Annotated in this window: 1 pseudogene; it reads right to left on the bottom strand. The window is 50.6% G+C overall.

Annotation, left to right across the window (positions count from 1 at the left end):
* A pseudogene (locus BEB54_RS28220) lies at window positions 1-467 on the bottom strand (RepB family plasmid replication initiator protein); the annotation flags it as partial.
* Window positions 468-543 lie beyond the last annotated feature (76 nt).

Raw genomic sequence — 543 nt, 5'->3', positions numbered from 1 at the left:
GCGGACTCCCGTCGCTTCAGGGCATTAATCGCCTTAAGCTGGAGAAGGACTTTTCTGTCAAACTGGTACAGTTCAAAAAGGCGGGGATCAGCCTGTAACTGAACAATATCCCGTTCAGTATCGTAGTAGGCTGACTGTACCAGATGGGTGATGTATTCCCGGGTGTACTTATCATCGGTACGGGAAAACGAAATTACGGTACCGGCAATGCGCTTCAGGGAAGGGCTGATGCGCTCACGCAGCCTGCGGGATGACTGGCTTGAAGGTATACCACACAGTTTTGCAAACTCGACAAAAGGCAGTTCAACTTTGTCACCAGTCACGTTATGGCGGGCAAAGGAATGAATGATCCCCACCCAGGTCTTGAAATCGTTATCCATATCCAGGCGGGGGCCGGTGATCTCAACTTTATCGAATCCCTCTGCACGGGCCAGGGAAAGACGTGTCAGCTCTTCCGTGGCATCAGTATGTCAACGCCACGATGTTTGACCGTTATTTGCCATTTTCATGCCCGCTAAATACTTTCGTTACTGATGCTGTCCG

Origin of the sequence: Escherichia sp. MOD1-EC6021 (genome assembly GCF_002965245.1) — a bacterium.
GTDB lineage: Bacteria > Pseudomonadota > Gammaproteobacteria > Enterobacterales > Enterobacteriaceae > Escherichia > Escherichia coli_F.
The sequence above is the reverse complement of the archived record's forward strand: the minus strand, read 5'-3'. Positions and strand labels throughout refer to the sequence as shown.